Source organism: Trichocoleus sp. FACHB-90 (assembly GCF_014695505.1).
Lineage (GTDB): Bacteria > Cyanobacteriota > Cyanobacteriia > Cyanobacteriales > FACHB-T130 > Funiculus > Funiculus sociatus.
This window is the reverse complement of the sequence record NZ_JACJOK010000056.1, coordinates 59,238-81,501: the sequence shown is the minus strand read 5'-3', so window position 1 is coordinate 81,501 and position 22,264 is coordinate 59,238. Positions and strand designations below refer to the sequence as shown.

General features: G+C 46.0%; 17 protein-coding genes. 4 read left to right on the top strand and 13 right to left on the bottom strand.

The features are described 5' to 3' along the window. Position 1 precedes the first annotated feature (1 nt). The 3 genes from H6F74_RS16410 to H6F74_RS16400 all read right to left on the bottom strand — a co-directional run bounded on the left by H6F74_RS16410 (position 2) and on the right by H6F74_RS16400 (position 3,933). The gene (locus H6F74_RS16410; protein ID WP_190442949.1) at positions 2–604 is read right to left on the bottom strand and encodes a Uma2 family endonuclease; all 603 of its coding nucleotides are present in this window, start codon (positions 602–604) and stop codon (positions 2–4) included. Between the two features lie 197 nt (positions 605–801). Next, positions 802–3,384 carry an alpha-glucan family phosphorylase gene (glgP, locus tag H6F74_RS16405; RefSeq protein ID WP_190442947.1) on the bottom strand — a complete coding sequence of 861 codons (2,583 nt, stop codon included), beginning with the start codon at positions 3,382–3,384 and terminating at the stop codon, positions 802–804. Between the two features lie 129 nt (positions 3,385–3,513). Beyond that, the gene (locus H6F74_RS16400) at positions 3,514–3,933 is read right to left on the bottom strand and encodes a hypothetical protein (RefSeq protein WP_190442945.1); all 420 of its coding nucleotides are present in this window, start codon (positions 3,931–3,933) and stop codon (positions 3,514–3,516) included. Between the two features lie 155 nt (positions 3,934–4,088). Here H6F74_RS16400 and H6F74_RS16395 point away from each other — a divergent pair, with 155 nt between their 5' ends. After that, positions 4,089–4,439, top strand: a complete 351-nt coding sequence (locus tag H6F74_RS16395) for a helix-turn-helix domain-containing protein (protein ID WP_190442944.1) — start codon at positions 4,089–4,091, stop codon at positions 4,437–4,439. A gap of 51 nt (positions 4,440–4,490) precedes the next feature. Here H6F74_RS16395 and H6F74_RS16390 read toward each other — a convergent pair whose 3' ends face one another. After that, the gene (locus tag H6F74_RS16390) at positions 4,491–4,718 is read right to left on the bottom strand and encodes an NfeD family protein (RefSeq protein ID WP_190442942.1); all 228 of its coding nucleotides are present in this window, start codon (positions 4,716–4,718) and stop codon (positions 4,491–4,493) included. A gap of 454 nt (positions 4,719–5,172) precedes the next feature. Here H6F74_RS16390 and H6F74_RS16385 point away from each other — a divergent pair, with 454 nt between their 5' ends. Both H6F74_RS16385 and H6F74_RS16380 read left to right on the top strand, forming a co-directional pair. Further along, positions 5,173–5,289: a photosystem II reaction center protein I gene (locus tag H6F74_RS16385; protein WP_190421628.1), complete on the top strand. Its 117-nt coding sequence runs from the start codon at positions 5,173–5,175 to the stop codon at positions 5,287–5,289. A gap of 120 nt (positions 5,290–5,409) precedes the next feature. Beyond that, positions 5,410–7,902: a DUF3769 domain-containing protein gene (locus H6F74_RS16380; RefSeq protein WP_190442940.1), complete on the top strand. Its 2,493-nt coding sequence runs from the start codon at positions 5,410–5,412 to the stop codon at positions 7,900–7,902. On the opposite strand, the gene H6F74_RS16375 is transcribed toward H6F74_RS16380, so the two are convergent. The 5 genes from H6F74_RS16375 to H6F74_RS16355 all read right to left on the bottom strand — a co-directional run bounded on the left by H6F74_RS16375 (position 7,892) and on the right by H6F74_RS16355 (position 14,859). Further along, positions 7,892–13,273 carry an ATP-binding sensor histidine kinase gene (locus H6F74_RS16375; RefSeq protein ID WP_190442938.1) on the bottom strand — a complete coding sequence of 1,794 codons (5,382 nt, stop codon included), beginning with the start codon at positions 13,271–13,273 and terminating at the stop codon, positions 7,892–7,894. The genes H6F74_RS16380 and H6F74_RS16375 overlap by 11 nt on opposite strands. Before the next feature lie 17 nt (positions 13,274–13,290). Beyond that, positions 13,291–13,542, bottom strand: a complete 252-nt coding sequence (locus H6F74_RS16370; protein WP_190442936.1) for a hypothetical protein — start codon at positions 13,540–13,542, stop codon at positions 13,291–13,293. Positions 13,543–13,762: 220 nt separating this feature from the next. After that, a complete protein-coding gene (locus H6F74_RS16365; RefSeq protein WP_190442934.1) occupies positions 13,763–14,221 on the bottom strand; it encodes a ferredoxin in 459 nt (152 codons plus the stop codon). After that, positions 14,221–14,607: a DUF1257 domain-containing protein gene (locus tag H6F74_RS16360; protein WP_190421620.1), complete on the bottom strand. Its 387-nt coding sequence runs from the start codon at positions 14,605–14,607 to the stop codon at positions 14,221–14,223. The genes H6F74_RS16365 and H6F74_RS16360 overlap by 1 nt, the downstream gene beginning before the upstream one ends. Positions 14,608–14,649: 42 nt before the next feature. After that, the gene (locus H6F74_RS16355) at positions 14,650–14,859 is read right to left on the bottom strand and encodes a DUF2997 domain-containing protein (RefSeq protein ID WP_190421675.1); all 210 of its coding nucleotides are present in this window, start codon (positions 14,857–14,859) and stop codon (positions 14,650–14,652) included. Between the two features lie 471 nt (positions 14,860–15,330). On the opposite strand from H6F74_RS16355, the gene H6F74_RS16350 reads away from it, so the two are divergent. Continuing rightward, positions 15,331–16,395, top strand: coding sequence for a saccharopine dehydrogenase-like oxidoreductase (locus H6F74_RS16350; protein WP_242022139.1), 1,065 nt, complete (start codon positions 15,331–15,333; stop codon positions 16,393–16,395). Positions 16,396–16,464: 69 nt separating this feature from the next. On the opposite strand, the gene H6F74_RS16345 is transcribed toward H6F74_RS16350, so the two are convergent. The 4 genes from H6F74_RS16345 to H6F74_RS16330 form a co-directional block, all read right to left on the bottom strand. Continuing rightward, a complete protein-coding gene (locus H6F74_RS16345; RefSeq protein WP_190442932.1) occupies positions 16,465–17,052 on the bottom strand; it encodes a hypothetical protein in 588 nt (195 codons plus the stop codon). Between the two features lie 160 nt (positions 17,053–17,212). Continuing rightward, complete coding sequence (locus H6F74_RS16340) at positions 17,213–18,439, bottom strand: type II secretion system F family protein (protein ID WP_190442930.1); 1,227 nt, start codon at positions 18,437–18,439, stop codon at positions 17,213–17,215. Positions 18,440–18,628: 189 nt separating this feature from the next. Further along, the gene (locus tag H6F74_RS16335; RefSeq protein WP_190442929.1) at positions 18,629–19,732 is read right to left on the bottom strand and encodes a type IV pilus twitching motility protein PilT; all 1,104 of its coding nucleotides are present in this window, start codon (positions 19,730–19,732) and stop codon (positions 18,629–18,631) included. 59 nt (positions 19,733–19,791) lie between these two features. Beyond that, positions 19,792–21,783, bottom strand: coding sequence for a GspE/PulE family protein (locus H6F74_RS16330; RefSeq protein ID WP_190442926.1), 1,992 nt, complete (start codon positions 21,781–21,783; stop codon positions 19,792–19,794). Positions 21,784–22,264 lie beyond the last annotated feature (481 nt).

Below are 22,264 nucleotides of genomic sequence, written 5' to 3'. Positions count from 1 at the left end.
ATTATGACCAAACTTCCGTCAAATCTAAGACAAACCCTGGTAAAACATCTTCCCCGGATAAAGTAGTAGGATTATCCAACACTTCCACATCCTGACCTTGCCTATATATTTCGACCTTCTTATTCTTTCGGTCAATCAACCAACCTAAACGAGCCTGATTTTCCATATATTCCCTCATTTTGGGTCGTAGCGGTTCCATATTGTCATTTTTAGAACGTAGTTCCACAACGAAGTCAGGACACAGAGGGGCGAAGCCTTCTTGTTGCTCTATTGTAAGTGCGTCCCATCTATCTTGACGCACCCAAGCAGCATCAGGAGAACGATCCGCACCGTTAGGAAGGTGAAACCCAGTAGAAGAATTGAACGTCTTACCCAGCTTAGTTTGACGGTTCCACAACCAGAGTTGTCCTTCGATGTCTGAGTTTCTATTTCCTGTGATGCTTCCAGTTGGAAGCATAATAATTAATTCTCCTGTAGCTGAGCGTTCTAGTTGTAAATCTTCGTTAACAACACACAACTCAACGAACTGATCGTGAGTAACCGTGAGTGTTAGTGTTGGCGGGATATTGATTGGAATGGGATGCGCGAGACGAACTTGTGTCATTGTGGTGTCCAAAATATGAAATTTTTAGGTATTGATTTGGGATGGCGATCGCAACCCAGCGGGTTATGCTGCTTAAATTGGGGACTAAAACGTAACTTAGTATTAGGTCGCATAACAGGATATATTGTCATCCCCAACCGATGTTAGATTTTGCGGAAGCCCAGACTACTCCTTTGCCCCCGCAAAATCCAAAATTGTTACGCCCAGCGAATCAATCCCAACTCATAAGGAGTTGACAAATTTTCATGTTTCGGCAGAACGCGCAGAGACAGACCTTGTAAACCACTGGAAGAGAAGAGAATATCAGCAGTGTAAATGCAACAATTCTGTTGATCCTGACCTTGGTGTTCCATCACCACAGGTACACCGTTGACAATTTCCCCATCAGCATCGACAGCACCCTGATAGAGTTGCACCTCGACATCATCTGGAGTTAGAGCGTCCAGATTAATTCGAGCTTTGACACCAACAGTTTGATTAACCAAAACCCCAGCAGGTTCAGAGACATCAACCTCTTCAATTTTGATGTCATACCAATGCTCAAACATCCGCTGCTTCCAAGAAGCTATTTCCTTAGCTGGAGCGTAGTTGTTTGAGGTCATAATCGAGTAGCGATCGCTTGCCGGGAAATATCCCCGTACAGCATAATCGCGCACCATCCGCGAAGTATTGAAAAACGGTAAATTCAAGCGAATCGCATCCTTCATTTTCGCAACCCATTGGCGGGGAATTCCATAACCATCCCGTTCATAGAACAGCGGTACGACTTCCTGTTCCAGCAACTCGTACAGGGCATTTGCCTCCACGTTGTCTTGATAATTCAAGTCGTCGTAGTCTTCCCCGTGACCAATAGGCCAGCCAGTGCGGACATAATCAGCCTCATCCCACCAGCCATCTAATATGCTGAGGTTCGGCGAACCATTCATTGATGCCTTCATCCCACTCGTACCAGAAGCTTCGCGGGGACGGCGGGGCGTATTCAGCCAAACATCACAACCAGCCACCATCAACCGAGCTACATAGATATCGTAATTTGGGATAAACACGACACTGATATTCATCCCTTCCTCCCGGGAGAAATGGATGATATCGCGGATCAGTTCTTTCCCCGGTATATCCTTGGGATGAGCCTTACCAGCAACTACAAACTGCACCCGGCGATTTTTGTTACCCTGCAAAATCTTCTTGATTCGCTCTTTGTCACGGAGAAATAGGCTAGCCCGCTTATAAGTAGCAAACCGTCGCGCAAACCCAATCGTTAACACCGTTGGGTCTAGCACTTCCTGTGCCTGGGCAATTTCGCCGGGAGTTGCACCGCGATCGCGCAACTGTTTCACTAGACGCTCCCGGACAAACACCACCAATTCCGACCGTTGACGCTCGTGATTGCGCCACAACTCTTCATCCGGAATCGACAGCACCCGCTCCCACAAACTATCATCCGCAGGCGCATCAGACCACTGAGGGCCAAGGTAGCGGTCATATAGCTCCTGAGTAGACCTTGCCACACAACTACGGGCGTGTACCCCATTGGTAATCGCGGTAATTGGCACCTCCTCCAGGGGCAAGTCCTTCCAAAGATCCTTAAACATCATCCGCGATACCAACCCGTGCAGCTGGGCGACACCATTAACAAAACTTGATGTCTTCATCGCCAGTGCTGCCATGCTAAAAGGCGACGCCAAATCCCCAGTATTTTCCCGTCCTAAAGCGAGAAATTCTTCTGGCGAAAGCCCGTAACTATGGGCATAGTGTCCCACGTAATACAGAGCCTTGTCTGGGGGGAACAAGTCGAATCCAGCAGAAACTGGTGTATGAGTAGTGAAAACCTGACTAGCTTGCGCTACTTGTTTAGCTTCGGCAAAAGTCAAACCTTCGTCCTGCATCAACATTCGGATGCGTTCCAGAATCAGAAACGCTGAGTGACCTTCATTCAGGTGATAGACGGTGGGTTTATATCCCAAAGCCTTCAGCATCCGGAAACCCCCGATGCCCAGCATCATCTCCTGGTGAATCCGCATATCCAAGTCACCACCATACAACTCGTCGGTGATGTCGTGGTCGTAGGAATTATTTGGCTCAATGTTAGTATCTAGCAGATACAGAGGTACGGTTCCCACTTGTACCCGCCAAACACGAGCATAAACGGTGCGCCCTGGATACTCTACCTCGATCCGCAATTCCGAACCGTCAGGATTGCGCTCCGGGTGCAGGGGCATATTGTAGAAGTCGTTGATCGGGTAGCGTTCCTGCTGCCAGCCATCGGCGTTGAGGTACTGGGCAAAATACCCTTCTTGGTAAAGTAAGCCTACAGCAACCAGCGGCAAGCCTAAGTCACTAGCTGATTTCAGGTGGTCTCCCGCCAGAACGCCTAAGCCTCCGGAGTAGATAGGCAGGCAATCGGTAAGACCAAATTCCGCACAAAAGTAGGCGTAGCACTCTTTCTGGTCAGTTGCGCGATCGCTCCCACTTGACAAGTTTCGGTTTTTGCGATACCAATTTCGCTCTTGCAGGTAGTCGTCTAGCTGCATTGAAGCCCTTTCCATTTGGGCAACAAAGCCTTCATCTTCAGCAACTTCCTTTAATCGGGCTTGGCTGATGGTTCCCAGCATCAGAACTGGGTTGTGACGGCTTGATTCCCACAAGTCCCGGTCTAAGCGCCGAAATAACTCTTTGGTTTCGACGTTCCAATCCCAGTGCAGGTTATAAGCCAGCTTGCGTAGGGGTTCTAGTCTCGGCGGCAGAGAAGGAGAAACATTAAATGTCCGAATCGGCTGCATCGACAAAGCCTCTATAAGTCTGAATAAAGTTATTGTGTACTCAGATCGGCCGAAAGTACGATGTTTTTTATACTCTTTTCGAGGACTGATGATGCTTACAACTTAGAACAAATATTTTTATACCTCTGTTTAGCAACAAGCAGCCGCTTTTAATACAAAATGATGGGATTTCAAGATATCCGAAATTAAATCTTCCATTTCCGTCGGATAGTTAAACCGCGCAAACTCATACTCAATGACTGCACCAAGGCTGTTTAATTCTTCTAAATTTTGGCAGCTTTGGATTGCGGCGATGAGGAGTCGCTGCCAACTTGGAAAAATTCTGTAGCTAAAAAAGCTGCTGCACGTCTTCCCTTTTTCGTTTTCCCAGACTATGCACAACTGATGCGCCATGTGCTTTATCCACTTCACCTGGTTTGCCGGAACCCCCAAAACTTGCCCTGCTTCTGCCTTGGTTATATGCAAGCTGGCACGCTTAAACCATCGGGTTTTAATAAAGCTGTTCCGAGTTGCTTGCTTTGAGCGAGTTCTGCGAGTTCTGCGTGCCATGATGCGTTCCTTAGTTGTGAGTAAATTCTCTATAAATTCTGTCGCCCGAACCTGCCCTATACATATGCCGATAATTCTATTATCTTATCCGCAATTGCGGATAAAGTCCATATTCTCAGCAGCATACAATTGATAAATAAGTGAGGTGACGCTAATTGATTAAGTCTGATACTGGAAGCAAAGGTCGAGTGCAGGAGGACGGTACAGGTCGGTATCGATTCGACCGAATGGGCATCATGCGTGTTGGAGAGATTCTTCGCAAAGCCAGAGAAACAAAAGGCTGGAGTCTCCAAGAGTTGCACAATTACTGCGGTCTACCAGCCAGCTCAGTTAGTGACATTGAGAATGCTTGTGTCACCAAAGTTCAGGCTGATGCCTTGGAAACTTTGCGCGTAGCCCTAGAACCACAAAATCCCGATACAGGTATGACTTATACCCTCGGTGACTTATATGAAATGATGCTGGTTAGGGAAGGAGAAACTAACGGTGCAAAAGGGAAAAGCTAGAGCGATCGCATTTTTTCCCCAGGAAGCGATCGCGTAACTCTGTAAAAAAATCTACTTAACTGGAACCACCAGCATAGTGATATCCTGTCTGCCAACAACCATCACAGGCTCATCAGCTTCAACAGTGGCTTGGCAATCAGGCTCTATAAATCGTGCAGGCCAGAAAGTACCAAGACACTTGACTCGTCCAGGCTGATTAGGAGCGATTGTTTTCTCCACTGTACCCGCGATAGGTTCAGCGAACATCTCAAAATTTTCGGGAGCTAATGAACTGTTCACGATTACCTCCATCTGATTGAGCGACCTGAGCCTTGGAAAACTGAGTGAGAAAGATTTGAGCCAGAGCCGATCGGGTTTTTTCGGAAAAACTTAAGTGTTTAGCTTATCGTTCTCCCACCAGCATCCGATTAGTTTTCAGCCACGAAAAATCTAGACCTGTAGAAACCTAACATCAGCTTAAGTTCCTTAAATTCCGGATAAAGCCCCAAGATTCCCGGATCAGTTGGACGGGAGGAGTCGCCAACAAGGGCGATCGCTTTCTTCAACAAAAGCGACGCCTGGTGAAACTTAATGCACTCCAGAATCGTCAAGAAATTTGAGCAGCCTTGCAGGGCGCTCGACTAAGCACTTGAGGTCTTTGTCAAAAATGAAGCAATATTTCGGTATTATGAGAAAGTTGTCATGCCTTTAAGGTAACAACATTCAGCCTTTCCCGTCTGGAGTAGATATCGGTATGCTGACCCTCAAAATAGTTGTTTATATAGTCGTTGCCTTCTTCGTCCTGCTCTTTATGTTTGGATTTTTGTCCAACGATCCGGCTCGTAACCCGAAACGTCGGGATTTAGAATAAACAGCGATCGCTTAATGCCTCAGGCCAATGTCGGGACAGCAGCCCAATGTGAGGCACGCTGCTCAGAATGCAGTTGAGAATAGGCATTTGTGCTGTCCGCTCGACTCCTGTTGCTAGAAAATGCCCCAACCAGTCCCGCCGCCTGAACCACCTTCAATTGTCAGTACCTCACAGCCAGGGGAATTCGCTCCTCTGGCTGCTTCAACTCCAACTCTTTTCTCGGTTTCCACCAGAACCATGCAAACCGGGGCGGTTGCTGCTCCGACTCCGCCGGAAACTCTACCGCCAGAGTCTTCCTCATCTATATCTATCCCTAAAAGAAGTGCCGTCCTGCTTGGTTCTCCGATTTCAGTGGGCCATTCTGTCGTAGGAGCAAAGCAGCCGCTTGCGAAAAATCCAAATTATGAAAATAAGACACAACCAGTAAAAGAACAGGCAGCGGCTCCTGTTTTGCAAAAGTCCCTGTCCGTATCCCAGCTACCAAGTGTAGAGCAACAGCCAAAAGAGCCGCCGCCAGAGCCAAATCCGGCCCAATCCGAAGATGACAGGCTATCCCCACTCCCACCATCAGAGGGAACTGGGAGAGAATCTGAAGATAGGCTACCCCTAGAATTACCGCCAGAAACTCCGAGAGAATCCGATACACCAGTTTCCCCTTCCCCCTTGGAGGGCGAACCCTGGAGTGAGGAGGAATTGGTACCTGTCTCACCACCACGTAAGACCCAGACACAGCAACCTTCCCCTGTAACTCCTACTACCGGGAGTAATGGTAGTGTCGTGGAATTAACTTCAGACCGTCAGGAGTACGAGGTAGATCGGCAAGTCGTGACCGCAGAAGGCGATGTTTTACTGCGATACCAGGGATCGGTAGTGGATGCCGACCGGGTGCAGCTGAACTTGCCAAATCGGATTGTGGTAGGGGAGGGGAATATAGCCTTGAAGCGGGGCGCTCAAACAATCAGAGGCGATCGCTTAGAATACTTCTTTGCCCAAGATAGCGGTTTTGTCTTAAATGCCAGTGGGGAAATTTATCAGCCCACAGCTGGGACGGATTTTTCTGGGCCATTACCAAATGATACCCGTGCCTTTGCCCGACCGTTAAGCGATCGCATCCTCGCCAACCAACCGTTATCGAATATCAGCAGTCCCGGTGGCTTTGGCGCTGTATTTGGTGCTGGCAGAACTATTCAAAACCAGTCTGCCTTTCAACAGGGAGGCACCCTGAATCGGCTGCGCTTTCAAGCGGATCGAATTGATTTCGACTCCGAAGGCGCGATCGCTAGAAACGTTCGCTTTACCAACGACCCCTTCTCACCGCCAGAGTTAGAGGTACGGGCAGACACAGCTAGATTCAGAAGAATTTCCCCGCTTGTAGATGAAATTACCAGCACTAACTCCCGCCTAGTTTTCGACCAGGGGTTCTCCATTCCCATATTTCAAGATCGTAGATTGATTGACCGAAGGGAGCGCGAACCTGGTATCGTCACCTTCGGGTATGATGATGGCGATCGCGGTGGTGTGTTTGCCGAGCGCACCTTTCAACTTATTTCCACTGACAAGATTTTATTTCGCGTCACACCGCAGTATTTTATCCAGAAAGCAATTACTGAGGGCGACTACATCGATCCATCGGTGTTTGGTGTCCGGTCTAGGCTGGATGCCACCCTGAGTCCCACTACCACTTTGAGGGGGACGGCAGTTTTCACCAGTCTAGATCCCGAAGAGATAGCAGAAGACGAGTTGCGGGCGAGTCTGCGCTTGCGCCAGACCATTGGCACCCGGTACCCCCACACCCTGAACTTAGAATATAGCTATCGCGATCGCCTCTTCAACGGCTCCCTTGGCTTTCAAACCGTCCAGAGTAGTATCGGCGCAGTCCTAACTTCCCCTGTAATTCCTCTAGGAAACACAGGCATCAACCTCAACTATCAAGCAGGCGCTCAGATTATTAACGCCGACACCGACCGCATAGACTTGCTTGACCCGGTGCGGACAAATAACCGCGTCACTCTCAACCGCTACCAAGGTAGTGCGACCCTTAGCCGTGCCTTTACACTGTGGCGGGGTGAAGCCTTACCCGCCACCCCTACCGAAGGATTGCGATATACACCAGTACCAATTGTTCCCTACCTGCAACTGACTACCAGCGCTACTGGCGTATACAGTGGTTACAGCAGTAGCGATACCCAGGCATCCTTGAGTGCGGACATCGGACTACAAGGGCAAATTGGCCATTTTTCTAAGCCTTTCTTAGATTACACCGGGTTTAATATCAGCTTGTCTCAGGTTGCCCGTAATGGCACATCGCCTTTCTTGTTCGACCGTTTAGTTGATACTAAAGTCCTTTACGCTGGCATCACCCAGCAAATTTATGGCCCATTTCGCGCTGGTTTTCAAACAGCCATCAGTTTAGATACTGGTGATAGTATCAGTACCGACTATTTTCTGGAATACAGCCGCCGCACCTACAACGTCATCTTGCGTTATAACCCAGTCCTAGAGTTGGGTTCCATCAGCTTGCGGATTAATGACTTCAACTGGTTAGGTAATCCAGATCCATTCCCTGGTTCTGGTGTCCGTCCAGTTATCCAAGGTGTTCCCGCTACAGACTGAGTGGAATTGCGATCGCAAACTCTGCCCCTTCCCCAATTGATGAAAAACACTGCAACGTCCCGCCATGCTTTTCTGTAACAATTTGGTGGCTAATCGAAAGCCCTAGTCCAGTTCCTTTACCTTGCGGCTTAGTGGTGAAAAATGGGTCAAATAGCCGTTGGCGTACTGACTCAGACATCCCCAATCCATTGTCTTTTATCCGAATCTCCACCTGATGGTTATTGGTTACGAGTGTGCGAATTGTAATCAGATTCGGATGCTGCTCAATTTCAGCATAAGTTTTAAGGGCGTTAGACTCCTCTAGCGCCTCAATCGCATTTGAGAGCAAATTCATAAATACCTGATTGAGTTGTCCGGCGTAGCACTCAACCAAAGGCAAATCTCCATACTCTTTAAGCACCTGAATCGCTGGACGGTCTGATTTAGCTTTCAGGCGGTGCTGCAAAATCATCAGCGTACTTTCTAAACCTTCATGAATATTAACAGCCTTTTTCCCAGCATCATCTGCCCGCGAAAAGTTGCGTAAAGACTGCATAATATCCCGAATGCGGTCAGTACCTAGTTTCATTGAGGAAATCATTTTGGGTAAATCTTCCAGCAAATATTCTAGGTCAATTGCCTCGATTTCTTCGGCAATTTCTGCTGGCGGATTCGGCATATGCTTTTGATATAAATTTACTAAATTCCCCAAGTCTTGAACATACTCTTTAGCATGGTGCAAATTGCCCGCAATGAAACTGACAGGATTGTTGACTTCATGGGCAACACCAGCGACAAATTGGCCCAGAGAGGATATTTTTTCAGTCTGAATTAGTTGAGCTTGCGTTTGCTGAAGTTTTTCTAAAAATTGTTGCAACTGCTGGGACTTCTCTTTTTCCCGCGCATATAGACGGGCATTTTCTAAAGCTATAGCAACTTGCGAAACTAAGACTTTTAAGACTTCTATGCGCTCTTGCGTAAAAGCTCCTACTGCCAAGTTATTTTCCAGGTAAAGAATCCCTTGCACCTGAGATTGATAAATAATTGGTAAACAGAGGATTGATTTTGGTTGATTTTTCTGAATGTAGGGATCTGTGTTGAAAGGCTCTGCTTGAGTCACGTCATTAAAGACGAGATGCTTTTGACTTCTGAAGACGTAGTTTATAATGCAAAGGGGTAAATCCTCACTGGTTTCAAGAGAAATCGATTTTAAAACTGTTACTTCATTGTTTGTAGCAGTTCCAGCAGCTTCGATGAACAGTTGATTATCTTTAACTAGCAGCAGCACTCCTTTTTGAGCAGCAGCATTTTCCAGTAGAATTTTGATTAACTTGCTCTGCAATTTTTCTAAGACAATTTCACTAGCGATCGCTTGCGAAGATTTGATAAAAGTAGCTAAGTCTAAAAAGTTGGTCAAATTGCTACCAGTAGTGGTAGTCGTAGTGATCGTGACATCCAGATCCGGGTTTTCTACAGTACGACTTTGTGCTACAAGAATTGGATGTTTTGATTCTAAGTCTTTGACTTTGGCTATAGCTCCCCAACGGATATAGGCATAGTATGCTTTCGTTATGTATGCCTGATAAATTATTTCTTTCCCTAGAGACTTATACAATTTCCCAGCTAATTCATAAGCCAGTGCTTCTTCTTGAATATAACCATTTTCGGCGGCTCCTTTGATGGCGCGATCGTAGTAATCCATCGCCTGATAATTCTCGCCAATAACCCGGTATTGTTCTGCTTCGACCAGATATAATTTATGTAAAAAATTCATGGGGGCATGATTTGCCCAGTGCTGCATTTTCTCCTGGTTGGCTTCCACTTTGCCCAGTACGCAGTCTTGTTCGGGTTTTGACAGGGAGGCATACATCGCCAACCGGACTAGAGAATCGTAGAAATAGAGGAGAGGAATAACTGGCTGTGCTGTTACACCGCCTAAATAGTTTATTGCTAAAGTTGCATTTTCCAGCGCTAGGGGATATTGCTCAAACAGATAGTGAAGGAGCAGTTTGTGAAAGTGCAGATTGTAAAGCGCCATTACATCGTTTGCTTCTTGATGTTGCGGTAGCGATCGCTCCTCGTCGTAAGCTTCACCGATTAAACGGCACGGATCGACAGAACGCCCCATCAAATTTAGAACTGCCTGCCGTAGCATCTCGCTGTAGTTTAACTGAAGTTCCTGCTTGATTCGGCGGATGGCATTACTATAGGTTGCTAGCTTGGGTTCCAAAGCAGCTAGTTCCTGACCCATCAAGTATAAAGACTGACATTCAAAAAAGTAATTCCAAGCAGTAGATTCTAAATTTCCAGTTTCTAGTCCGCGTTGATGCCCTAGCTGAAAAAGTGATAAAGTTTCCCTTAGATGAAACTTCCAGTGATTTACGAAGAGTGCAACGGAACAAAATACTTTGGTATCGATTGCTTTATCACTAAAGTGTGACAACAAAATTAACGCCAATTTGCCAAATTGGTAGCCAGATTCAATGTCATTGACTATACCGCAAAGGAGAACACCATAAGTAGCATAAGCAACGGCAGACACGGGCGCATTACCGTGAGTGATAGACAAATTAACCTGTGATAATGTGATCAGCGGATACAGCCTAGGAGCGGCTACGTAAGTAGCCGCAGCTATTGTATACAAAATCCGCATAGCTGCTAGCGCGTAAACATCAGTCATTTTGGGCAGATTCATTAAGTCTTCAATGCCCTTTTCTGGGAGTAGGGCAGCCGTTTTGGAGAGTGCCTGACCGATGTCTGCATCTGTAGGTTCTTCGGGAAAGTTCACCCCCAGCAAATTCAGCGCTTGTAGCCCGATTTTAATAGCTTCCAGCAGTTTATTCTGGGCTACATAGGTGAGAATTGTGACTTCATAAACCTTGACTTTATCGAGCTGTTTTTTTGCTTGTTGCAGCACAATCTCAGCGTGTTTTTGCATCTGTTCAAACTCACCGCTGAGGTAAGCTGCTTCTGCTGCTTGCTCATATAATACCAAGGTCAAATCATAAGCATTTTCCCAGCTATCAGCACTTAAAAGTTTTACTCCTGTGTTCAAATACTTGAAAGCAGGTTCATAAGCAGTAGCAGCTTTTGCCTTACGTCCTGCCATTAAATTTAATCGAGCCAATTCATGTTTTTCAGGCTCTTCGGTGAGGGTGTCAATTCCCACATTCAACTGATTAACAATATCAAAAATGTTAGATTCTATTTCTTCAATTGGCGTATTTTGCAAGAGCAATTGACCAATTTTTAGATGGACAGCTTTCTTTTGAGTATTAGGAATCAGGGAATATGCTGCTTGCTGGACGCGGTCGTGCAAGAATTTATAACCAATCCGCGAAGTATCAAAAGTCAAATCAACCGCTTCTAACTGGTTAAAGACTAAGGGAACGCGGTACGCTTCACTCAAAGGAAGTATTAACGCCGCTTGTAAAGCTGGATACAGTTCGCTGGCAGTGACGGACGGTGACTGTTGATTGACAATTGAAAGAACATCCAGGGTAAATCTGTCCCCGACACAAGCGGCTAATTTCAATACTTCTTGTGTTGATTTCGGCAGCTTTTCAATACGACAAGCAATCAGTTCCACTACACTTTTATCGGTGATGCCAATCGCCTGTATCTTTTCAATACTCCACTGCCATTTTCCCGGTGTCACTCCTTTGAAATCAAATTTCAAAAGCTTTTCTTGATATATCGCCTGGAGTAATTGCGTTATAAAAAATGGGTTTCCGGAAGTTTTATTACAAATTAACTCCGCTAGGGGTTTAACTCGTTCCCTATCATTTAAGGTGTCAGCAATTAGCTGAATTACATGAAATAAATCTAACGGCTGCAAAACAATATTATTAACAACTGCGCCTGACTTACGAATTTCTTCTACTGTTTGAATTAAAGAATGAGTGGGGCTAACTTCATTATCCCGATACGCGCCGATGAATAGCAGATATTTGCTATCTGGGTCAGCAATCAGCACTTGCATTAACTTCAATGTGGCTGAATCTGCCCATTGCAAATCATCTAAAAATATCACTAAAGGATGCTCTTTTTGAGCGAAGACGTGAATAAATTCTTTAAAAACTCGATTAAATCTGTTTTGCGATTCGGTTGCCCCAAGTTGTGGCACTTCTGGCTGTTTGCCGATGATTAGTTCTACTTCGGGAATCAAGTCAATAATTACTTGCCCATTTGACTCGACAGCGGTTATAATTTTGCTTTTCCATTTTGACAGTTGGGCAGCACTTTCAGTTAGTAATTGGCGCATCAATGAGCCGAAGGCTTGAATCAATGATGCATAAGGAATATTCCGCTTTAATTGGTCAAATTTACCGGATATAAAATAACCACGTTGTCGGGTGATAGGCTTATTAACTTCATTGACTACGGCAGATTTACCGATGCCAGAGTAACCAGAAACTAGCATCAATTCACTGGTTCCTTCGCTGATGCGATCGCAAGCGGCTAGAAGTAATTTTACCTGAGTTTCTCTGCCGTACAATTTTTGTGGGATGAGCAACTGATTCAAGACATCTCGCCGTCCTGGTATGAAATCAGTAATCTCACCCTTTGTTTTTAACTGGTGAAAACAAATTTCTAAATCTGCTAATAGTCCTGCTGCACTTTGATATCTATCTTCGGCATTTTTTTCCATCAACTTCATCACAATTTCTGAGATGGCCGGGGAAATTTCAGAATTTAATTTGTGGGGAGATTTTGGTTCAGCGGCAATATGGCTGTAAACTATCTCCAATGGGTCGTCACTCAGAAATGGCAATCTCCCGGTGGTCATTTCATACAAGGTGACACCGAGAGAATAAAAGTCTGTGCGATAGTCGAGAGTGCGATTCATTCTCCCAGTTTGTTCGGGAGACATATAAGCAAGGGTGCCTTCGACTGAATTAGGATTATTAATTAGTTGGCTTTCTTTAGTTAGGCGTGAAGCGATGCCGAAGTCGGTAAGTTTAACAATTCCGGTTTGGGAATTAATGATGATGTTACTGGGTTTAATATCTTTATGAATAATCTGATTTTTATGCAGATAGTCTAAGGCTTTAGCGAGTTGGATGCTAATGCTTAAACAGGTACTGAGGTTGAGTCTCTCTATTCGCAGCAGTTGTGCCAGGGAGTTACCACCAAAGTCTTCTAGAAGTAATGCCTGACGATTGTTGAAGGTTTCGAGGCTAAGGACTTTGACGATGCCTGGATGGTCTAAGCTTTGCCGGATTTGATATTCGTGTTTGAGGCGAGTGATGGCTTCGAGGGTGGGATATTCCGCTTTGAGGAGTTTGAGGATCGTTGGCTGTTGGTGAGTTGGTGTCTGCCCGCGATAGATAATCGTTTGGATACCTTCGTGCAGAGTCGATTGGATTTCATATTCGGAGATTGTCTGCATAAAGCCCTAAAAGTTACCTAAGTTATTAATATGCTGGCATCTAGCACTATGCTCAACAATGGGGAAAATACGCGATCGCACGCGCTAACAGTAACCAATTTAAGCAATTTTCGCGGTGATCGCTGCAAGTAATAGGTAGCTAATATCACTTTTTTGGCTGCCCAGTTAAAGAAAACTGGCACAGCGATCGCATCTTTAAATCGCCTGAAACCAATGGTTTGAGGTTTTGGGAAAGAGAATTTTCTGCCTACAGTTAAAAAAACTGTCACGGCGATCGCATTTTTCTATAAACTTTAATTAATAATTATCGCTTATCAAAAATTTTATCTAATCATAGATTAATTTAAAATATTAGTTCAGTTGGAGGCTATAGCAGCTATCCAACCACTTGCCCCACAAAAAGACGCTACAGCTTATGAAGCTAAAAACCCTCAACAGCCGAATGCGGTTGAGGGTTTTTTAGGAAGACAGCCATGTGCGCGAGCTTTGCTAATTACCTGGCTTTCGCTTTTTCTTGAGCTTTTGCTGCCGCTTTTTGGTAGCAGTAACAGCATGGTCAATCGGAAATCCAGCGATGGGTATGACTTGATACTGCCGCTCTTCTTCGAGCTTTTTCAGCTCCGTGTAATCGACCCAATGGATGCAATCAACAGGACAGGTATCAATGGCTTCTTGAACTACCTCTTCTGAATCTCCATCCTGGCGAACTACACGCGATCGCCCATATTCTGGCTCAATATAAAATGTATTCCGGGCAACATGGGCGCAGTGCTTACAACCAATACAAACTATTTCGTCAACATAGACTCCCTTTTGTCGCAGGCTGCCACCCAACTCCGGCTCCAAACCAGAACGTTCCGGTGCATCCCGCCAAATACCACCTAACTCTGGCTCTAGACCAGAACGCTCAGGAGTCTGCTCTATCACAGAGGGTGCTTCCTCAGACATTAGGCACTCCAGCGCTGCACGACTAGGCGGATAGAACCATCTTCATTTTGTTTTTGCTCAGCAACTTGAAAGCCCTGGTTAGCAGATTCTTTGATAACCGTATGGTAAGCGTAACGCTGAGTTATTTTATTAAGAAAACGATCCACAGACCCGACTTGCTGCCAATACTGTAGGTCAGCGACCAGTTCGTATTCTTGACCATTCCAGCTAAAGCCGAGGTCAGAACCATTGTCCTGCTCAATGACAACTTCGGCAGTACGGGTCTGACCGCGATAGCCTCGTACTGTGCTAGGGCCAGATTTCCAGTCAATTCCCAAGTCTGTCAAAGCAGCTTCTAAGGAGGAAAGGTTACGGATTTGAGTTTTGATGTTGCTAAAGTGTGACATGGTGGTTTTTTCAAATGAATAAAGATGGATTAAACAAAAAAATTACCATTCGCTATAGGTGGCTTGGGTTGTCGCCACCGCATTTTGCTCAACAGCTAAGGCAAAAAATTCCGAAGTTGGCTCATTAGTGAGTACCACACCAAGCTGCGCTTCAATAGCGGCAGTCACTTCAGAGCAGGAGGCCCCGATGATTCCCGTGACTTTTTCCTGCACCCGGCCATCCGGATAAATGACAAACTCTAATGATTCCATGCTCATTGCTTTAGAAATCCAAGAAGTTAGGCGGCGGCAATAACCATAATGCTGATGTTGCCGTATAAGACATCTTTCTAGGGACTGACTCAGGGGCATCTCACTAAATTAATGTTGTTCGATTGAATCAAAGCGACGCAAAACGTAACATAACTTAATGATTTGAGTGAATCGTACTTTTATTATTTGTCAGTGTCGCTTAACTTTACATCTCCGTCAAGATAGAGAATTATTTCAAAATCTGGTAAAAAAGCTAACAAGCATCTTGATCCCAGAGCTTGCCAGAGGAATAGCAATAATACTTAGTCAGTGAGACGGGGAATTTAGGAGTTGGTAAGAATAAATCCTCATGGTTGAAATAGGGAAAAAATTTGTTTGTTCTTTATGAACAAATTTCAGGGCTTGTATTGATTTTGGGATTGGGTCAATCAGCCTGGATAATTAAAGTTTGTTCAGTTTCGGTAAGACGCTATGAGTGTTTCCATCAATCCAACTACCTTGCACCCTCACCCCCAGCCCCTCTCTGATCAAGGGAGAGGGGAGGAAAACCCTAACCCTATTCGAGTGGGCGTTCTGGGCTTCGGGGGACTGGGGCAGGCTGCTGCCAGAGTTCTTGCACCAAAACGCGAGATGATTTTGGTGGCGGCTGCTGACCAGAAAGGCTATGCCTACGCTGCCGCTGGGTTAGATCCAGATGCCAGCATTGCGACTTATCAAGCTCAAGGTTCGCTTGGTTATTTAGAGTCAGCAGGCACCCTCAGCAGCCAGAGCATTCAAGATTTAATCGAACAAGTAAACTCCGTGGATGGCTATTTTCTGGCGCTGCCAAATTTACCCAACACCTTTATGGCATCTGTGGCGCAGCAATTTATCCAATCAGGTTGGCGGGGTGTTCTGGTAGATGCTATGAAGCGCACGAGTGCCGTGCAACAGATGTTGGCGCTTTCTGAGGAACTGCAAGCAGCTGGTATTACTTATATGACTGGCTGCGGTGCGACACCGGGCTTGTTGACGGCGGCAGCTGCCTTAGCCGCGCAGAGTTATTCAGAAATCCACAGTGTCAAAATTACGTTTGGGGTAGGAATTGCCAATTGGGAAGCTTACCGGGCGACTATCCGCGAGGATATTGCCCATTTACCAGGTTACGATGTGGAACGCGCCAGAGGGATGAGCGATCGCGAGGTGGAAGCGTTGCTGGATGAAACCAATGGCATCCTGACTCTGGAGAATATGGAACACGCTGATGATGTGATGCTGGAACTGGCGGGAATTGTTGAACGCGATCGCGTCACGGTGGGTGGCGTTGTTGATACCCGCAATCCCAAAAAGCCACTCAGCACCAATGTCCAAGTAACGGGGCGCACCTTTGAGGGCAAAATTTCCACCCATACCTTCACCCTTGGTGATGAAACCAGTATGGCAGCAAATGTTTGCGGCCCTGCCTTCGGTTATCTCAAAGCTGGCGTAGCGTTGCATCGGCGAGGCATCTACGGTTTGTTTACCGCTGCCGAAGTCATGCCGCAATTTGTAAAATAAAAAAGCAAAAAACTAATTGCTAATTGTTTTTTATTACCATTAGCAATTAGCTTTTGTTACTTTTTGCCTTTATGAAGCTGGTGGACTTTTCGGCAAAAAGGTTTCCGATGCCTCCTCTTCAATATCCAACGTTGGTGTCTGGATGACAAAGGGGAGGCTTGCCCCCATTAAGCCCCGCTTAATCCTTTCTGGAGTTTCTTCAAAGACTACGAATAGGGGATAAATCTTTTGCGCCCCCTCGCTGAATATGTGCTTATAGCGGTGAGGCATCACCCACTCATAATCTTTATCTAGCCACACTTGAGTTTGCCGCCAGCGACTCAGCAAGTCGGAAAAGTCTTCTTGGGGACGGTGGATAAAGACAAATATTTCCACCCCCATTTTGATTTTCCACTCTGGATCGCACATCAAAATGGCGACATCAGAGGGTAGGCGAATTGCTTCATCTGTGTGCCTGACAACGCCGATATCTCCCTTTGGTACGCTGTGGCGAATACGTACTATTGGCAGAGGTATAGCGATCGCGCTTTCGTCGGCTCGCCGCATACTAGGAATCATCTCTAGATATGGGCGGTACTGCTTGAGCAATGCGATCGCGCCTGAGTGGTTACTGTACTCCGCCAAACTAGCTTCGTAATGGGATTGTTTAACAGACATATTTTTATTTTCAATTTTATCTCGGAACATTTTTGATTATGTCCCTCAAAAAGCATAAGACAAAAGACACAAAAAATCAGAAATATTGGATTTCAAATAAATATCAAAATCTATTTTACCCTTCATTCTTTCTTTTGCCTTTTGCCTTTTGCCTTTTTATTTAGCCTAGTTTGTCAAACACTGCAAACATCGGCAGATACATGGAAAGCAAAATCACCGCTACCATCCCAGCTAACACCACCATCATAATTGGTTCGAGAATGCTGGTGAGTGCTTTCACAGCTTGCTCTACCTCATCTTCATAGAAGTCTGCCACTTTCATCATCATGGCATCTAACTGACCAGTTTCTTCCCCAATACTAATCATTTGAATTGCTAGAACTGGGAAAACCTGCTCTTTTTGCAAAGCTAAGCTCATCATGCCACCCTGTTGAATTTCCAGCTTAGCTGAATCCACCGCATTCGCAATCACCTGGTTTCCGGCCGTATCTCTAACAATGTCCATACAAGTTAGAATTGGCACCCCAGAACGAGTCAAGGTGCCAAAAATGCGGCAAAAACGAGCGACGCATGATTTTTCATTCAAGTCACCCAACAGCGGCATTTTCAAGAAAAAGCGATCCATAGTCAGACGACCAACGGGTGTCTTGTAGTACCATCTGTAGACTATGGAGAGAATTATCACAGCAGCTATGGGGATGATAATCCTCCAACTTCTAAGAATTCCGCTGATCCACAGCATGAACAAAGTTAGAGCGGGTAATTCGGTTCCCAAATCTTTGAAAATGCCTGCAAAAATAGGGATCAAAAACACCGTCATACAGATAAATACAACAACTGCCAAAAATCCCACCGCCATTGGGTAAGCCATAGCCCCTTTGATTTGGTTTTGCAGTCGCGCCATATCCTCTAGTACCTTGGCTAAGCGGTTGAGTACCTCATCAAGGACACCTCCGACCTCACCAGCTTGTACCATACTGACGTAGAGATTATCGAAGCACTCCGGATGTTTACGCATAGCATCAGAGAGATTGACACCCTGCTGCACCTCAGAGCTAATTTCCACAAGAGCTTTTTTCAGCTTAGGATTGCTGCATTGCTCAGATAAAACGCCCAGACATCTCACAATAGCCACACCCGCATTGACCATAGCGGCAAATTGACGGGAAAAGACGGCTTTGTCCTTGACTGTAACTGAGGCTAAGGAAGTTTTGATGTCTTCCAGGCTTATTTTGCTGATGTCAAAGCTTTTACTTTCTCTAATATTTCCAACAGAAACCCACTTTTCGCGAAAGGCATCACGCGCATTAGCAACGGAGTCGGCAACAATTTTGTCTTTTTTAGCGGCTCCTGTAGAGTCACGCACATCAGCAATGTAGGTAGGCATAGCTCACCTCTGGATGAGAGAAGAAAGGTTAATGAAAGAATGAAAGGCGATCGCATATCGCCTGTTACGGTAGGATGAAGGTCAGAATTGGGAAACATAAAGCTATATGGAAGAATCTGATTAAGAGTTGATTCTTTTTTGTTCTTCCGTTCTTTTTTTAGCCTTCATTCCTCAGCCTTCATCCTTTAATTATCGAGCGCCTGCTTTGGCTCCGGCTGGAGCTGCACCGATGATCCGCTGTAGTTCGTCAGGTTTAGACGATTTGCCCATCGCCGCTTCAAAGGAGATGGAACCGGCTTTAACGTAGTTAGCTAGAGCCTGTTCCATCGTCTGCATCCCCAATTTTGCTCCGGTCTGGATCGCTGAGTAAATTTGAGCGGTTTTGCCTTCTCGAATCAAGTTAGCGATCGCAGGTGTCACAAGCATGATTTCCTGAGCCATCACCCGACCATATTCACCGGCTTTCGGGTTATGTTTAGGCACCAAACATTGGCTGAAGACTGCCAACAATGAACCAGACAACTGAGCGCGGATTTGCGGCTGTTGCTCTGGAGGGAACACGTCCAGTATCCGGTCGATGGTTCCAGCTGCTGAGCTGGTGTGCAACGTACCGAATACCAAGTGACCAGTTTCAGCCGCTGAAACCGCTAGAGCAATCGTCTCCAAGTCCCGCATTTCCCCCACCAGAATAATATCTGGGTCTTCCCGGAGCGCCGCTTTCAAGGCATTAGCAAAGCTCTTGGTATCTTCGCCTTTTTGACGCTGGTGAAACAAGCTCTTGATGTTCGGGAAAACATATTCAATCGGGTCTTCCACTGTTAAGATGTGTTCCGCCCGCGTCCGGTTGATCAAGTCGATCATCGCAGCGAGAGTGGTGGTTTTCCCAGAACCCGTCTGTCCTGTCACCAATACCAATCCCCTCGGTCTGTGAGTCAATTCCCGTACAACATCTGGCAAACCCAGTTGATCAAAGTTAGGAATTTTAGAAGACAAAGCTCTCAGACACGCTGCATAGTAACCTCGTTCTTTGTAAACATTGACTCGGAAGCGAGCTAAACCTTTTACCCCATAGGAGCAATCCAGTTCCCAGTTTTGTTCCAAATCTTTACGCTGCGTGTTGTTCAGCATACTAAAAATCAGTTTCTGGCACTCTTGGGGGGGAAGCGGCTCGGTACCGATAGGGGTCAATTTCCCACTGATGCGGAAGTATACTGGCGCTCCTGCTTGGAGGTGCATATCTGAGCCACCCATTTCGATGAGTTGCTCCATCAAGTCTTCAATCATTAATTCCATTAGGCTGTCTCCTTTGTTTGTTCGTTGCTAATTGCTAATTGCTAGTTTGTTTAGTGCGTTTAGTCTGCAAAGCGAGGTGTCATACAGTAAGGACAATCTAACCACTCTGGTTTTAACTCAGCAGTGCAAGTTTTACACTCAAGACCGCTCTTGCGCTTGGCTTTAAGTTCTGCCTCCAGACCGGCATCAGTAAACGTTACCCGTTCTACTTCTTCGAGAGTGGTATGGCCTTCGCGTACCAGCTGTAAGCTGTATGCCAACAAGGTCTTCATTCCCTGTTCCACAGCCAGTTCTTTGATGCGCTCTGTGGGCGCACCTTGGCTGATTAAGGTTTGCAGCTCCTCGGTCACGCGCATGACTTCATAGACACCTACGCGACCTTTGTAGCCGATACCATTACATTTTTGGCACAAGTTACCTTGGGCTTTGGCTTCCTTAGCTTCATCGGGTGCTAAGGTGTTGGCTTTGTAGAAGGTAATATCTTCAAGGTTAGAAGCCGATAGACCAAATCGCTCCAGTTCAGCTTTGCTTGGGGTATAGGAATCGCGACAATCGCTACAAACGCGCCTCATCAGACGTTGTGCTAAGACTCCAATCAAGGAACCGGATACCATGAATGGCTCGATGCCCATTTCGTCTAAGCGAGCGATCGCACCTGCTGCATCATTGGTGTGTAGCGTTGTCAGTACCAAGTGTCCGGTGAGTGCTGCTTCAATTGCCGTTTTTGCCGTTTCTTTGTCCCGCGTCTCGCCCACCAGAATCACATCCGGGTCTTGTCGCATGAACGCCCGCAAAATCGAAGAAAAGTCCATTCCCTTTTCTCGAATCACCTGCACCTGGGTAATCCCCGGCAAGGCATACTCAATCGGGTCTTCTGCCGTACTGATATTAATTCCCGGATCGTTCCGTTCTGCCAAAACTGAGTACAAGGTGGTAGACTTACCAGACCCAGTTGGCCCTGTCACCAAAATTAAGCCAAAGGGACGGCTTGCCATCTCTCTGACAATATCTAGGGATTCTTGATCGGAAATTAATTTATCCAAACCCAACTGAGTAGCAGAGTTATCCAAAATCCGCAATACTACCTTTTCGCCGTAGCGACTAGGTAAAGTATTCACCCGAAAGTCAACTTTGCGTCCCTCAAACACTCGCCGGATACGACCATCTTGGGGCATCCGGCGCTCGGCAATGTCTAGCTCAGCAATAATTTTGAAGCGGGCAGTGACAGCTGGGATGATTTGTTTGGGCAAGTGATCGAAGGCTTGCTGCAACACCCCATCTTTACGAAAGCGAATGCGTAAGTATTCTTCTTGGGGTTCAACGTGAATGTCTGAAACCTTTTCTTGCAGAGCCTTGAGGAGGATTTTATTGACCAAGTTAATGATCGGTTTATCTTCTGCCTGCTCCTTACTGATGTCACCGTCATCTTCATCAGGTGCATCTTCTAAAACGCCAAAACTCTCAATAACGTCTGAGACATCAGTCTGCTTTTGAAGTCGAGCTGCTTCCTCGTTTTTTACTTTTTCATCTCGATATTGGTTAATCAGATGCAAATAGTCTTCCCGCGTAATCACCATTCGCTGCAACCCAATTCCTTGAGGTCGCAAGATGCGGTTAAGGTCGTCTTGAGCGGCTAGATTATCGGGATCGACCATTGCCACTAGCACAGAGGGCGGCTCGGAGTCGTTTTTAGATAACGGCACCAGTTGATAGCGGCTACAAATATCAATTGGAATCAGGGTTTCAATCAAAGCGCGCAGCTGCCCAGTCGGAATCTGGCTGATTTCCGGATCTAGCGATTCCACACCGTAAAGTATTTTTAGCTCAAACAGCTGTTGTTTCTTGTATTGGCGCAGTAAATCTGGGGGCAAAGCCCGCCCTGTAAGCGATTCTAGGACTTCTGTTAGGGGTCTACCAGACTTCCGGCTTTCGACCATAGCCTGTCGCATCTGGTCGGCATCAACTAAGCCCTGCTGAATCACCTTCATGCCGAAGGGCGAAAATTCGTTGCGGACAGCAAGGGCGCGATTTCGTGGTGAAGATTGAGTCATAGAGGCGCGATCATACCTTATATTACAGATTGTTCCCAAAACGATCAGCAAAATTGCAATTTTTCAGTTAAAACTACTTTGTTGTTGGGCAACCAAGTTGGGGTTGTTCCAGGCAGCAGTATTAAAGACCATACCTTCATCCATTTTGAGCGGTTACGGTGCTTTTATGGGAAAAGTACCGCTTTCAAAGCAGATGGTGCTTTTTAGAGCAGTAAGCGTAATACCTGTAGAAGGGCGCTGTACGTTTAAGATGTAGGACAAGCCGGACGATTTTGATTCCGGGATGGCTTAAATATTGGTGTCAGCACAAACGCTTTTATTTGTCTAGGGATGCAACATTCTCGATGATAGCCAAAAGCCCAGTATTACGAGCAAGATTGTTTTAATATATTATTTTGCAATAAAACCATAGTGGAATGTCTAGATTCTCGTATCTAGTAGCCGCGCTTAGTTAATGGGCATAAGCGGATTCGTTACACTA

Excerpts from the sequence above, each read along its gene's own strand:
- H6F74_RS16355 (WP_190421675.1), bottom strand. The coding sequence starts at position 14,859 with ATGGAATCATTAGAGTTTGTCATTTATCCGGATGGCCGGGTGCAGGAA.
- H6F74_RS16400 (WP_190442945.1), bottom strand. The coding sequence starts at position 3,933 with ATGGCACGCAGAACTCGCAGAACTCGCTCAAAGCAAGCAACTCGGAAC.
- glgP (WP_190442947.1), bottom strand. The coding sequence starts at position 3,384 with ATGCAGCCGATTCGGACATTTAATGTTTCTCCTTCTCTGCCGCCGAGA.
- H6F74_RS16340 (WP_190442930.1), bottom strand. The coding sequence starts at position 18,439 with ATGCCTACCTACATTGCTGATGTGCGTGACTCTACAGGAGCCGCTAAA.
- H6F74_RS16345 (WP_190442932.1), bottom strand. The coding sequence starts at position 17,052 with ATGTCTGTTAAACAATCCCATTACGAAGCTAGTTTGGCGGAGTACAGT.
- H6F74_RS16385 (WP_190421628.1), top strand. The coding sequence starts at position 5,173 with ATGCTGACCCTCAAAATAGTTGTTTATATAGTCGTTGCCTTCTTCGTC.
- H6F74_RS16335 (WP_190442929.1), bottom strand. The coding sequence starts at position 19,732 with ATGGAATTAATGATTGAAGACTTGATGGAGCAACTCATCGAAATGGGT.
- H6F74_RS16410 (WP_190442949.1), bottom strand. The coding sequence starts at position 604 with ATGACACAAGTTCGTCTCGCGCATCCCATTCCAATCAATATCCCGCCA.
- H6F74_RS16330 (WP_190442926.1), bottom strand. The coding sequence starts at position 21,783 with ATGACTCAATCTTCACCACGAAATCGCGCCCTTGCTGTCCGCAACGAA.
- H6F74_RS16360 (WP_190421620.1), bottom strand. The coding sequence starts at position 14,607 with ATGTCACACTTTAGCAACATCAAAACTCAAATCCGTAACCTTTCCTCC.
- H6F74_RS16375 (WP_190442938.1), bottom strand. The coding sequence starts at position 13,273 with ATGCAGACAATCTCCGAATATGAAATCCAATCGACTCTGCACGAAGGT.
- H6F74_RS16380 (WP_190442940.1), top strand. The coding sequence starts at position 5,410 with ATGCCCCAACCAGTCCCGCCGCCTGAACCACCTTCAATTGTCAGTACC.
- H6F74_RS16350 (WP_242022139.1), top strand. The coding sequence starts at position 15,331 with ATGAGTGTTTCCATCAATCCAACTACCTTGCACCCTCACCCCCAGCCC.
- H6F74_RS16365 (WP_190442934.1), bottom strand. The coding sequence starts at position 14,221 with ATGTCTGAGGAAGCACCCTCTGTGATAGAGCAGACTCCTGAGCGTTCT.